Origin of the sequence: Streptosporangium sp. NBC_01469 (assembly GCF_036227305.1) — a bacterium.
Classification (GTDB): Bacteria; Actinomycetota; Actinomycetes; order Streptosporangiales; family Streptosporangiaceae; genus Streptosporangium.
The window spans coordinates 9,739,749-9,751,970 of sequence record NZ_CP109465.1; the positions used below are offsets into that span (position 1 = coordinate 9,739,749).

The 12,222-nt window shown below is 71.6% G+C and carries 8 protein-coding genes; 1 reads left to right on the plus strand and 7 read right to left on the minus strand.

Annotated features, from left to right (window positions below):
- Window positions 1–24 precede the first annotated feature (24 nt).
- The 4 genes from OG587_RS42480 to OG587_RS42495 form a co-directional block, all read right to left on the minus strand.
- A complete protein-coding gene (locus OG587_RS42480; protein WP_329084515.1) occupies window positions 25–1,665 on the minus strand; it encodes a GTP-binding protein in 1,641 nt (546 codons plus the stop codon).
- Entirely contained in the window at window positions 1,662–3,527 is a 1,866-nt protein-coding gene (locus OG587_RS42485) for a dynamin family protein (RefSeq protein WP_329084516.1), read from the minus strand. Before OG587_RS42485 ends, OG587_RS42480 begins: the two co-directional genes overlap by 4 nt.
- Before the next feature lie 1,889 nt (window positions 3,528–5,416).
- Window positions 5,417–6,649, minus strand: a complete 1,233-nt coding sequence (gene cobA, locus OG587_RS42490; RefSeq protein WP_329084517.1) for a uroporphyrinogen-III C-methyltransferase — start codon at window positions 6,647–6,649, stop codon at window positions 5,417–5,419.
- 198 nt (window positions 6,650–6,847) lie between these two features.
- Window positions 6,848–8,122, minus strand: coding sequence for an RNA-guided endonuclease InsQ/TnpB family protein (locus tag OG587_RS42495; RefSeq protein WP_329084518.1), 1,275 nt, complete (start codon window positions 8,120–8,122; stop codon window positions 6,848–6,850).
- A gap of 23 nt (window positions 8,123–8,145) precedes the next feature.
- Here OG587_RS42495 and tnpA point away from each other — a divergent pair, with 23 nt between their 5' ends.
- A complete protein-coding gene (gene tnpA, locus OG587_RS42500) occupies window positions 8,146–8,574 on the plus strand; it encodes an IS200/IS605 family transposase (RefSeq protein ID WP_329084519.1) in 429 nt (142 codons plus the stop codon).
- Between the two features lie 115 nt (window positions 8,575–8,689).
- On the opposite strand, the gene cobT is transcribed toward tnpA, so the two are convergent.
- The 3 genes from cobT to iscB form a co-directional block, all read right to left on the minus strand.
- Window positions 8,690–9,772 (minus strand): nicotinate-nucleotide--dimethylbenzimidazole phosphoribosyltransferase, encoded by a 1,083-nt coding sequence (gene cobT / locus OG587_RS42505; protein ID WP_329084520.1) that lies wholly within the window; start codon window positions 9,770–9,772, stop codon window positions 8,690–8,692.
- Between the two features lie 117 nt (window positions 9,773–9,889).
- Complete coding sequence (locus OG587_RS42510) at window positions 9,890–10,717, minus strand: sirohydrochlorin chelatase (protein WP_329084521.1); 828 nt, start codon at window positions 10,715–10,717, stop codon at window positions 9,890–9,892.
- Window positions 10,717–12,072 (minus strand): RNA-guided endonuclease IscB, encoded by a 1,356-nt coding sequence (gene iscB, locus OG587_RS42515; protein WP_329094179.1) that lies wholly within the window; start codon window positions 12,070–12,072, stop codon window positions 10,717–10,719. Before iscB ends, OG587_RS42510 begins: the two co-directional genes overlap by 1 nt.
- Between the last annotated feature and the right edge of the window lie 150 nt (window positions 12,073–12,222).

Here is a 12,222-nt window from a genome sequence, read left to right on the forward strand (position 1 = left end):
GGCCCCAAGACCAGAGGGGAGAAATCAGTCCCGCAGGCCCCGCATGGCCGAGTAGAACTCGTTATAACGGGTCAGCTCCCGCTCCACCGGCTCGATCACCATGCTCTCGGCGACCCCGGCGACCCTGCGGCGCATCTCGCGCTCCAGCGCGTCACGCTCGTTGCCCGCGCCGAGCACGACGAAGTTGCGGCTGGCCATCGCGGTGAGTACCCCGAGCCCCAGGACAGAGAAGATCATCAACCCGACCCACGGCAGCGAGGCGGCGTCGCCGAACACCTCCAGCCCCTCCGGCGGGTTCCCCGAACCGAACACGCCATAGGTGAGAGCCGTACCGACCCAGGCCAGGCCCGCGACGAAGAGCAGGACCAGAAGGTACTGCCAGACCAGAAGCAGCCGCCACCAGCCGGGAACCCTGTCCAGGCGCGGCGCGACCTCCGACAGCTCCTCGGAGAGCACCTCGGGCAGCTGCGAGGAGCGGGAACGCGCGGCGTCCCTGATCCCGTTCTGCCACGCCTCGTGCATGCCCGAGGTCAAGCCGTCGGCGAGTGCCTGGACGGCGGTGTCCACCTCGGCGGGCTGCGCGCTGACCGAGCCGCCGGTCAGGCCGTGGATCTCGTCTCGCAGGTCGCCCAGCCGCAGGCTGTTCAGCGGGTCGGGGCGGAGCTTGGTGGCCCAGCGGGTGTAGGGCCAGCCGACCCACTCGCCGGACCTCGCGGCGTACACGTTCTCCATCGCCTCACCGACCGCGGGGACGCCGACCGCGTCGCAGAGGGCGTCGGTGAGACCGATCCTGCGGGCGTCGTCGATGGAGGAGGGCGGGACGGAGGCGTTGTCGGCGGGCATGACCTTCGCGAGGCGGAGCGTCAGCCGGCCGAGGTCGGCCTCCAGTCGCTGGGTCGCGGCCCTGCGCTTGGAAACGGTCTCGGCGAGGACGGCCTTGAGGTTGTCGACGCCCCTGCCCGTGATCGCCGAGGTGGTGACGATCACGGGGTGCTCGACTCCCTCGCGGCGCAGCAGGTCGTCCAGGTCCGCGACGCACTCGGCCAGCTCCTCCTGGTCGAGCCGGTCGGCCTGGTTGAGCACGAAGATCGTCACAGCCTCGTGCCCGGCCAGATCGGTCACGTAGCGCCGGTGCGTGGAGGCGTCGGCGTACTTCTGCGGGTCGAGCACCCACACGACGAGGTCGGCGACCTGGATCAGCCGGTCGGCCTCGGTGTCGGTCAGTGCCCGGATGGAGTCGTGGTCGGGCAGGTCGAGCAGGATCAGCCCGTGGAGCTGGCTCTCACCCCGGTCCAGGGCACTGGCCCGCGCGAAGCGGTGCCGCCACTGGATCTGCAGCCAGTCGAGCAGCGGGCCCGCGCCGTCCAGGCCCCAGACGCAGGCGTGGGTACGGGCCGTGGTCGGGCGGCGTACCCCCGTCGGTGACAGTTCCAGGCCGGAGATCGAGTTGAAGAGCGTCGACTTTCCGCTGCCCGTACCCCCCGCGAGCGCGACCACGGTGTGGTCGGAGGAGAGCTTGAGCCTGTCACCTGCGCGCAGCAGCAGCTGCCCCGACTCGGTGAGGAGCTTGGGCTCGACCTTGCCCGGCCCCAGTTCCACGATCCGAGCCAGCGCGGCGAGCCGGCTGCCGAGACCCTGGCCTGACTGGGTGGTGCCAACACTCATCGGGCGACCTCAAGGTTGTACGTTGCCTGGTAAAGGCGGGTGGCGGCGGATTCGTCAGGTATGCCCGCACCGTCGAGAGCCTGGGCGTAACGCGCCATCTCGTCGTCGAAGAGCAGGCCGATCCGGGCTCGGAGATCGCTCCGGGCCTTCACGCCGATGTTGCGCAGCGACTCCGCGCCGAGCAGCGCGTGCACCAGCCGTTGCGGTAGTGCCCCGGTGCCGTTCTGCGCGTCCGAGGAGCCGTAACCGAGCAGCCCGATGGTCAGGATCAGCGAGAGGGACTCGACGTCGAACGAGATCACCCTGGCCACCGACCGCTTGGTCACCCCCTCGGTGCGTATCAGCTCGATGATGTGCTCCTGCCAGGCCGCGATGGTCCGGCTGGTCCTGCGCGAGAACTCGTCGGACGCGCGGCCGAGACCGGGCGCCTCGGCCAGGGCCTCCTGCGCGCCGGGGCGGTTCAGCCAGCGCGAGGCGGCCTCCTCCGCGGCCCGCTGCGCCGCCGAGACGACCACGGACTCCAGCCCCGCCCGCAGCGCGGACTTCAAGGCGCTGAGCCGCTCGGGCGCCTGCTGGCCCGCCTTGCCGCCGAAGCGGCTCGGCCTGCGCAGGTGGAGGGTACGCATGAGGTCGCCGGACCCGGCGAAGTCCTGCCAGCGCGCGAGCACCTCACCCCGGAGCAGCGAACCGTCGCCGGTGCTCTTGTCGATGTCGGCCAGCGCCCGCGCGTAGGCGCCGTCCACGTCGCCGCGGAGGTCCCTCCGGAAGGCGACCTGGATCTCCAGCTGCTTGGCCAGGGCGGGGACACGAGTGCGGAAACTGTTCAGCACCCCGTCCAGGGTCGCCCGTACGGCCTGCGCGCGGCGCCGGTCGTCGACCGACAGCTCCGTCAGCCACAGACGGAGCTCGCTCACCTCGTTGTCGGGGAGCATCCCGTCGGTGACCCTGCTCTCGTTGATGACGAAGCGGTCGACCTCGCCGAGACCGTACTCGGTGAGCATCCTGACGAAGTGCTTGGTGATCACCTCTCGGGACCTGGGCGGCACCCGGGAGAGCACGATGGCCAGCCGGGCTCCGCGCTCCTTGGCCAGGCGAAGCAGCCGCCAGGCCGGGGCGTCGGCGTACCGGGCGGCGGTGGTGACGAAGATCCACAGATCGGCCGCGTCGAGCATGCGGTGGGCGATCTCGTGGTGCTCCTCGACGACCGAGTCGATGTCGGGGGTGTCGAGCAGGGCCACGCCGGGAGGGAGGCGCTCGGTGGAGACGAGCACGAGGCCCCCGGAGGCGGCCTCGGGGTCGGGCTCGCTGAGCCGCCGGAGGCTGCCGAGCAGGTCGCCCTTGGCGAACCACTCGTGGTCGTCGGGGTGGCAGGCCAGGACGGGTGTGCCGGTCGTCGGACGGCGCACGCCGGTCGCGCTGACCTTGGCGTTGGCCAGGGTGTTGAGAAGTGTGGACTTGCCCGCGCCGGTGGAGCCCGCGACCACGACGAGCGCGGGCGCGGTGCTGGTGTGGACGCGAGGGATCACGTAGTCGTCGAGCTGGGCCAGGATCTCGCTCTGGACCCGCCTGGCCTCCTCCGCGCCGGGGAGATCCAGGCCGAAGCTGAGGTCGGTGACACCGGTGCGTACGGCGGTGAGCGCGCTGCTCAGCGCCTCGGACACGGCCTCGGGAAGCGGGGTCTCCCGCGTCCGGCCGCCCGGCGACCTCGCGCCGGCCTCGCCTCGGGTCTCCTCGTCCTCGTCTCGGGCTTCCTCGGCCTCCGCGTCGCCGTCGGCGGTTCCGGCCCCGTCCCGGACTCCGTCAACGGCCTCGTCCTCGTCCCGCGTCTCGTCAGCGGTCGCGGAGGACTCGGCGTCACTCACGGTTTCACCAACGGCGCCGCCGCCGGTGGTGGCGGTACCGGCATCGCGCCGAACCTCACCGCCGCTCTCGGCGGGTTCTGCGGCGCGCCGGGACCCCTCACCGGTCTCAACGGCCCGCGGGGCCCTGTCACCGGTCCCGGCGTCATCGGTCCCGGCGCCGAGGCGGGTCCTGTCATCGTCGTCGATCTCAGCGGGCTCGGCGGGTTCGTCCTCGTCCTGGAACGCGGGACCGTCTCGGCCGTCGCTCCGGGCACCGCCGGCGCTCTCGGCACCGGCCCGGGGAACATCACCGGCCGAGGGGGCGCCGGTCCTTCCGTCCGCTCGGGACCCACCGTCCTCGCCGCCGGTCAGGGGCTCGACGTCCTCGACGTGGCCGGTACCCGGCGTCCTGCCGCCACTCTCCGCGCCGTCCCCGGAGCCGTCGCGCCGCTCCTCCAGGGGGATGCCGAGGATGACGACCTCGTCCGGTTCCGTGTCCTTGCCGGATCGTTCCTGCTTCTCCCCGGTCCTGCTCGCGCGAAGGGGCGGAGCGCCTTCGGCGTTGGAGCGCCTGTCCTCACTGCCGGGGGGGCCGCTCTCGGGCCGGGGGGAAAGGTCTTCATCAGCCGTACGGGAGGCGTCGGCCCCCGCCCCCGGAACGGGATCCGGAGCTTCCCGGAGGGCGGGACCCCGAGTGCCGGGTGGGGGTGTGGCGGGGCCACCGGTGCGAGGGACGCTCGGCGGAACGGGGGCACCCGGACGAAAAAGCGCACCGGGAGCGGCGTCGGCACCGCCGGGAGCGCTCGGATGGACACTCGAGGGGACAGGGGCGCCCGGACGGAAGACCGCGCCGGGGGCCGGGGAGGCAGGAGCAGCGGAGGCACCGGGAGCACCGGAGGAAGGCCCGGCGGGGCCACCGGTGCGAGGGACGCTCGGCGGAACGGGGGCACCCGGACGGAAAACCGCGCCGAGAGCGGCGTCGGCACCGCCGGGGGCGCTCGGAGGAACAGGAGCACCCGGACGGAAGGCCGAACCGGGAGCGGCGTCGGCACCGCCGGGGGCGCTCGGATGGACACTCGGGGGGACTGGAGCACCCGGGCGGAAGACCGCGCCGGGAGAGCCGGTGGCGGCGCCCCCGCGAGAGGCGCCCGAGGGTGCGCCGGGAGCACCCTGCCCTCGGGGAACGCCCGGAGGAGCCGTGGGGGTGCCCCCACGGGGAGCCGGGGAGGCGGGAGCACCCGGCGAGGCGGGGCCACCGCGAGCGGGGGCCGCACCGGGCGAGACGGGAGCGCCCCCACGGGAGACACCGGGAGCGGGGCGAACACCCTGACCGGGGGCGGCGCCGGGCGAGGCGGGAGCGCCTCCGCGCGAGACACCCGGGGAGGCTGGACCGCCCTGGCCGGGAGCCGCACCGGGCGGAGCCCCGGCGGGGCCACCCCGTGAGGGGCTCGCCGGACGACCGCCCTGGGTGCCCGGGGAGGCGGGCTTGGGGGCCGCGTCGCGGGAGGTGGTGATGGCAGCGATCTTGGCCTGGGCGGCAGCGGCGGCGGCGTGGAAGGCCGCCATCGCCTCCTTGGAGGCGGGCGGGGCAGCGGGGTCGCTCGCCTCGGCCGGGGTCGCGGGGCCCGCCGTCCTGCCCGAGGGCGTGGCCGGACCGATCCCGCCGCCCGGCGTCCGGCCCCGAGGCGCTCCGGGAACGGCTGTCCCCGGAGGCTGGGCCCCGGGGGGCTGGGTGCGGGCGCGGATGGAGGCCGCGTCGTCGTCGGCGCGGATGGCGCCGAAGGTCACCGTCTGCTCGCCGGGGGATTCCTTGTCATCTGACGAGGTGTCGTCAGGTGGCTCCTGGGGGGTGCCGGCAAGGCGAGGGTCACGGCCACCACCCGAATGGGGGGGCCTGTTGGAAGCCGATTTCACGGTACTCGCTCCGCTCGAACCATCTCGACCTCCTGGCCGACCTTCACGACATCGCCAACGATCACGATCGCAGGTGGCCGAATCCCAGCCGCGCTCACGCGCTCCGCCACAGTGGATAGCGTGGCGTAAAGAGCGCGCTGGGTGGGAAGAGTACCGTCCTGTACCACCATTACGGGAGTTTCCGGCGAACGTCCGTCATGGATCAGCGTTTCGGCGATCACTCCGATCCGTTCGACCGCCATCATAAGCACCAGGGTGCCGCCGGATCTGGCCAAATTGGGCCAGTCGACGGTGGATCTCTCGTCGCCCGGCGGAACATGTACGGAGATCACGTGGAATTCCTGGCTCACGCCGCGATGCGTCACGGGCACGTTGGCGGCGGCGGGCACCGCGACCGGGCTGGTGATACCGGGAACCACGATGACCGGGATGCCCTCGCGGGCGCAGGCGAGCATCTCCTCGCCGCCGCGGCCGAAGACGAACGGGTCGCCTCCCTTGAGCCGGACCACGAACTTGCCCTGCCTGGCGTGCTCGATCAGCAGCTCGTTGATCCTCTCCTGGGCCATGTAGCGGCCGTAGGGGATCTTCGCGGCGTCGATCAGCTCGACGTCCGGGGAGAGCTCGTCGAGGAGGGCCTGCGGGGCGAGGCGGTCGGCGACGACCACGTCGGCCTGGGCCAGCAGCTGCCGGCCGCGGACCGTGATCAGGCCGGGGTCGCCGGGCCCGCCGCCGACCAGGGCGACGCCCACCGGCTTGGTGCGGTTGCGCCTGGCGTCGACCGTGCCGTCCCTGAGGGCTCCGACGACGGCGTCCCTGATCCCGGCGGCGCGGCGGGGGTCGCCTCCGGCGGTGATCGCCACGCTGATCTCGTCCACCTTGCCGCTGGCCGGTGTCCAGGCCGCCGAGGCGTCCTTGTCGTCGGCGCGTACGCACCAGATCCGCTTGGCCTCGGCCTCCGCGGCGACCGCGGCGTTCACCGTACGATCGTTCGTGCAGGCCTGCACCAGCCAGGCCCCGTCGACGTCGCCGACCTGGTAGCGCCTGGCCTCCCAGGTCACGCGGCCTGTGGCGATGAGGTCGTCGAGGGCGTGCGTGACGCTCGTCGAGACGATGGTGACCAGGGCTCCCGCGTCGAGCAGCGCCGGCACCCGCCGCTGGGCGACGCGTCCTCCACCCACGACGAGCACTCGCCGCCCGGAGAGGCGCAAGCCAAGCAGGTAGGGCGACATGACGACAGATCTCCCGTTCGCGAGGAATTGTGAAGCATGGCGTGCTAGGAGGTAAACCTACCGGCTAACGGCGCCCTCTTCGCTGCTCCCGTGTTAACAGCTGTCAAGGAAGGGCTGACCGCTGTCAACCCGGCGGCTTAAGACTTCCTTGAACTCCTCCCCGGCTTGAAGGCCGGAGATTCTCCCGTCGCGTCGTGGTTAGGCGGCGCGTGGGGGTTGACGCTTCGCAGACCGGGTGGTTCCGAGGTCTCCACGTCCTGACACCGCAGTTCCCGCGGCGTTGCGGATGTTGATCGCGGCGTTGGTGTCGGCGTGGCCGATCCACCCGCACGCGGCGTTGGCGCACGAGAACCGGGTGCCGGCACGGGAGGCCGGGTGGCGGTGCCCGCACCGGTGGCAGGTCTGTGACGTACCCGGGGCGGGGACCTTCACCACCAGCCCGCCGCGATCATGGGTTTTGTACTCCAGCAGGGTGAGCGTGCGGCCCCATGCCTCGCCGGTGATGGCGCGGTTCAGTCCTGCCTTCTGCCTCACGTTCCGGCCGGGTTGTTCGATCGTGCCCCTGGCGGAGCGGACCATGTTCGTGATCTTCAGATCCTCCACCACGACCACGCCGAAGGTGTCGGCGAGTTCGGTGGTGGTCTGGTGCTGCCAGTCGAGGGCTCGGCGCTTGGCTGTCGCGCGGAGCCTGGCTATCTGGTCATAGGTGCGGGTCAGCCGTTTGGACGTGGGCCGGCCGGGAGTGCGTGTGCGGCGCTGGCGGGCGGATTTCTTCTCCAGGCGGCGCAGGTGTTCACGCTCACCGCCGGTAAGCCACGGGCCGTGTTCACGCATGGTCTCGTCCGACAATGCCAGGGCGACGGTGATCCCCCGGTCGATCCCCACGGCCGGGCCGAGATGGGTGTCGGTGACCGCGGCGGTCATGGTCTCGGTGCGGAATACGATCTGCCAGCCGAAGGCGTCCTTGACCAGCCGGGCTCCGGTGATCCGCCCGGCCGGCCCGCCCTTGGTGACGCCGGGTAGGTCCTTGGTCCACCGAAACCGCACCCGCCCGACCTTGGGCAGGTTGACCGCACCCCAGCGCCGGTTGACCCGCTTGATCTGCAGGTCGCGGGCCTGGGGCACATCGACGGCCGGGCGCGATCGCAGCCGTGTCTTGAACGTCGGGCGTTGGGCGGGGTGATCGGGGTTGAAGAAGTTCGCCCACGCCTGCCGATACGTTTTCAGCACGGCCTGGGCCGCCTGGGCGGGCAGTTGGCCCATCCAGTCGATCTCACGACGAGCCGCCCGGATCGCCTCGTCGCACTCCTTCAACGTCGCGAACCGGCCCTGGCGGAAGGTGAAGTACTCGTGCAGCAGGTTCCACAGCGCGCGGGCGGTGTGCGCCTGGCCGTCCAGCACCGCCTCCTGGGCCGCGCTCAACTCCAGGCGGGCCACATGCGCCCGCGCCCGTGCCTGTTTCACCCTCTCCACCCTCTGACCGTATCATTTGGTTTATGTCACCGAGATGGGAACCGAACCCGGATGTGCGCACCGGACGGCACGTCGTCTACCACCTCCATGCACATTTGGTGTTCATCACCAAGTACCGGCGGGGGGCTTTCACCGACCCGATGCTGGTCCGATGCGAACAGATCATGCGGGAGGTCTGCGCCGACTTCGAGGTCGAGCTTCGCGAGTTCAACGGTGCGGACGACCACGTCCACCTGCTGGTCCACTATCCGCCCAAGGTCGCCCTGTCCAAGCTGGTCAACTCACTGAAGGGGGTCTCGGCTCGGATGCTGCGCAAGGAATTCGACACCCACGTCCGCAAACACCTGTGGAGTGAGCGTTTCTGGTCCGGCTCCTACTTCGCCGGATCGGTCGGCGGGGCCCCGCTGACCGTGGTCACGCAGTACATCGAGCAGCAGAACCGACCGGTCTGATCGGGATGGACACCGGTTCGCCTGACGGCGAACCGACTGTTCCTGCCCCGCTACGCGCGACAGTCCACTTCACCCCCGGCCTGAAAGCCGAAGCACTACGGACGAGACCGGTAGATCAGGCTTCCTTGTCCGTCACACCGGCGGAATCGAAGGTCGCGACCTCGTGCATCACCCTGACCGCGGCGCAGACGAGGGGATGGGCGAGCAGACCGCCGGTGCCCTCGCCGAGCCGGAGTTCCAGCTCGACCAGGGGCCGCAGCCCGAGGTGTTCCAGGGCCACGGCGTGGCCGGGCTCGGCCGAGCGGTGTCCCGCCACGCAGTGGTCGACGACATCGGGGGCCAGCGCCGCCGCCGCCAGCGCCGCCGCCCCGGCGATGACACCGTCCAGGATGACCGGTACGCGAAGAGCCGCCCCGGCGAGGACGAACCCGGCGAGCGCCGCGTGCTCCAGGCCACCGACCGCGGCCAGCGTCCCCAGGGCGGACACCCCCGAGGCGCCGCCCCGCTCGCGCTCCAGGCCGTTCGCCCGGAGGGCCTCGCGGACCACCTCGACCTTGCGCGCCAGGGTCTCGTCGTCGACACCGGTGCCCCTGCCGGTCACCGCGGCCGCGTCGTGCCCGGTGAACGCGCAGATCAGCGCGGCCGAGGCGGTGGTGTTGGCGATGCCCATGTCCCCGGTGATCAGGCAGCGGGCGCCCCCGTCGACGAGATCGCGGGCCACGGCCATCCCGGCCTCCAGGGCCGCGATCACCTGCTCGGGGGTCATCGCCGGCCCCCGGGACAGGTCGGCCGTGCCGTACGCGACCTTGCTGATCGTCAGGCCGGGCGCGGGGTCGAGGTCGGCGGCCACGCCGACGTCGACGACCGTCACCGAGGCGCCGACCTGGGCGGCGAAGGCGTTGGCCACGGCACCGCCCGCGAGGAAGTTGCCGACCATCTGCAGGGTGACCTCCCGTGGCCACGGGGTCACGCCCCTGGCGTGGACACCGTGGTCGGCGGCGAAGATTGCCAGAGCCGCGGGGACCGGGAGCGGCGGCGGGCTGATCGCCGCGGCCCCCGCCAGCCGTACCGCCACGTCCTCCAGGGCACCCAGCGCGCCGCGGGGCTTGGTCAGGCGGTCCTGGTGGGCTCGGGCCTCGGCGACGGCCGCCGGGTCCGCGGGACGGATCGCCGCGATGGTCTCCTCAAGGATGGTCATGTGATCAGTCTCCCTTGGATATGACTTTTCGGGAAAAGCACCGAGAAGCCGTACCGGGCCACCGGGGATCGCGGCGAGGCACCGTCGAGGCACCGAGGGCCCGGAGAACGCCGGAGATCACCAGGCGATGCCGCTGAGCGCCTCCTCGTAGCGCTCGATGACCACGTCGGCCAGGCCCTCGCAGTCGCCGATGACGTCGGCGCAGCGGACGTCCAGGTTCGGGTGGCCGGCGGCGTAGGCCATGGCCTGCGCCCAGACGCGGTCGAGCAGGCCACCGGCGAACAGCAGGTAGGGGACGACGATCACGCGCTTGGCACCGAGGCGGCGGCAGCGCTCGATGCCGCCGGGGACGCCGGGCGGGGTGAGGGAGACGAAGGCCGTCTCCACGGTCATGTACTCGTGGGCGTGGGTCTCCCAGAAGAGGCGGGAGACCCGGTGCACGTCGGCGTTCGTCTCGGGACTGGTGGAGCCGTCGCCGACCAGGACCACGGCGGTCTCGCCGATCTCGATGTGCTCGGGCTCGTCGTCGAACGCCCCGGCGGCGGCCGGGACCAGCCGGAGGCTGGCGACCTCGGCGGACGCGTCGGCCAGACGCTCGGCGAGCAGCGCGAGGATGCGGGGGTCGGAGCCGAGGGGGCGGCCGTAGTCGCAGGTCAGCATGGGATGCCTCTCCTGCTCGCGGGCCATCGCGGAGGGGATGTCCGCGCCGAGCCACACGTCGCCGGTGAGGCTCATCGGCTGGGCCACCATCCGGTGGTGCCCGCGCGCGACCAGCGAGGCGACGGAGTCGCTGAGGCGCGGTCTGGCCCTGGCGATGTAGCCGCCGGAGACGTCCGCCGCCGTCTGATCCAGACGGCAGCGGAGCCGATGGACAAACCTACCGAATTCAGCAGATCCATTGTCGTCGTGCGAGCCCTGCCCGATGAGCAGCAGCGGCGGTTTCATCAAATTTCTCCAGCATGGATACCCACGCCTTCAGGCGGGGGAGGAAACGCGGCACGGAGCCGCGCTTCTGAATGGAGGGTGTAGCCGTAGCCGTCCGCTCTCTGGAGCAGACGTACATGGCGGTGGCCGATGCCCTGCACGGTGCCGTGCCGGGTGGTGATGTTGAAATTGCCGGTGGAGCGGACCGCGACCCGGCCGGTGTGAACCCCGGCCTTCTTGCCGGTCGGGACGTTCGCCCGGACCAGGTCACCGGTCTGGAAGCCGCGCACGGTCTTGATCCGGGGAAGCCGCAGCCGGGGGAACCCGTACTTGTCGGTGCGGGTCCGGCGGTAGGTGCCACGCCCGGTCGCCTTGACCACGAGCACTGTGGACGGCCAGCCGGTGACGGCCTCCATCGCACCGACGTGCAGCGCGTCCAAGGTGTGCGACTTCGGGGCGCCACTTCGGCTACGGTTCCACTTCGTTCGACCACCCGAGCTGGTGGTCACGGGCAGACTGGTGGCGGTCAGCGCCCGCCATAACGCCCACCTGGTCGCGTTGACGGCCGCCGCATCCCGCAACGGCGCCTTCGTCCTCCCGAGAATCTTCGCCAGGAGCGCAGGCTTGGCCTTGAGGAACTCCTGGATCGGGGTGGCGTTCTTGATCTGGTTGCAGGGGACGCACGCCAGGGTGAGGTTGCTGACGCGGTCGGAGCCGCCCCGAGAGCGCGGGTGGATGTGGTCGATGTTGAGCGGCGCGTCCTGCTTGCCGCAGTACGCGCACGTGCGCTCCCACTTGGCCAGCAGATACTCGCGGACTTCGTATCCGGCGAGGGTTCCCTGCTGGTACTCCACTCCTTCGAGGGGCTCGCCCGCCGACATGGCGTGCGTGTCGAACGCGACGCGCTCGATGTGGACAGCTTGAACGGGCGCCCAGCGCCTCAGTCGCCCCACCCAGGACATCGTCGTGTCCACGCGGTGTCGCAGGGACGGTGCGAGCCACCCCTTCGGCTTGGTGCGGTTGGAGAAACGGGGCGCGCGGTAGCGCAGGTTACGGGAACGGCGCCCCCGGCGCAGCGCGGCCCGCGCGCTGAGCCTGTCACGGATCTGGCCGTCCCGGTGATCGAGTTGGATGCCGTACATGCCGGCACGGATCCCGTCGCGTTCGGTGAACACGGCGATGCCGGTGTGCTTGGAGCCGGGGTCGATGCCGACCTCGACACCCTGGATTGTGGAGTCGGTGACGGCACGCTCACGCAACCGGATGACGAATGGGGTATGCCGGTGGATCACGGCCCGACCGGACGCCAGCAGGCGGCGGGCGCGGGCCGGGTGACACGGATCCAGCGGTTGGCCGTGTGTGTCCAGGACGAACACGACCGGGTGAACTTCACGGTTCGCTCCCTCGGGCGCCGTGGCGCCCTCGGGGTGACGCCGGAGCAGACGGGTGCCGTCCGATCCGATCTCCCCTCGCCCATGTTCCACGCCGGTTACCGCGCTGAAGCGGTGTCCGCGTCCCGTTTCGTG